Origin of the sequence: Bacillus cereus group sp. BceL291, assembly GCF_051776705.1 — a bacterium.
Classification (GTDB): Bacteria; Bacillota; Bacilli; order Bacillales; family Bacillaceae_G; genus Bacillus_A; species Bacillus_A cereus.
This window is the reverse complement of the sequence record NZ_JBPWAP010000223.1, coordinates 1-966: the sequence shown is the minus strand read 5'-3', so window position 1 is coordinate 966 and position 966 is coordinate 1. Positions and strand designations below refer to the sequence as shown.

The window sequence follows — 966 nt, the reverse complement described above, 5'->3', positions numbered from 1 at the left end:
TGGGTAGATCGCTCGGTATAAGTGACACAATCATTTTGAATTGGGTAAACCAATATAAACAGAATGGTCTGGAAGCTTTTCTAAAACGATGTACAAATTACACACAACAATTTAAACTAGACGTACTAAACTTTATGATTGAAAACGGTATGTCCTTATTTGAGACGGCAGCTATCTTTAATATTCCTGCCCCTTCAACGATTTCTGTTTGGAAAAAACAGCTCGAAACACAAGGAATTGATGCCCTTCAATCTAAGAAAAAGGGGCGTCCATCCATGAAAAAAGATTCAAATAAACAATTAAAACAACCTTTAGCTGAAGGGTCAGTCGAAGCACTTGAAGCACGCATTAAACAGCTTGAGATGGAAAATGAGTACTTAAAAAAGTTAAATGCCTTAGTTCAAAACAAGGAAAAATCACAAAACAAGACAAAGCGCAAGTAGTCTATGAATTAAGGCATAAATATTCGGTGAAGGCACTCGTGGAGCTAGCTACTATTCCTCGAAGCACGTATTATGATTTAGTAAAGAAAATGAATCGTCCAGATGTAGATGCCGATTTGAAAGCTGAGATTAAAGCGATTTATGAGGAAAATGAAGGTCGTTATGGTTATCGTCGCATTCGTGATGAATTAACGAATCGTGGCCAGAAAGTGAACCACAAGAAGGTTCAGCGCATTATGAAAGAGCTTGGGTTAAAGTGTGTTGTGCGTATGAAGAAATATAAATCCTATAAAGGAAAAGTCGGTAGAATTGCACCTAATATTTTAGAGCGTAATTTTCATACAGATGCACCGAATCAAAAGTGGGTAACAGACATCACAGAGTTTAAATTGTTTGGAGAAAAACTGTATGTATCACCTGTATTAGATTTGTATAATGGTGAAATTATTACCTATACAATTGGTTCTAGACCGACGTATTCGCTTGTTTCAGACATGTTAGAGAAAGCATTGGAACGTTTACC

The 966-nt window shown here is 36.4% G+C and carries 1 pseudogene; it reads left to right on the top strand.

Annotation, left to right across the window (positions count from 1 at the left end):
* A pseudogene (locus tag ACS2CR_RS34230) lies at positions 1 to 966 on the top strand (IS3 family transposase); the annotation flags it as partial.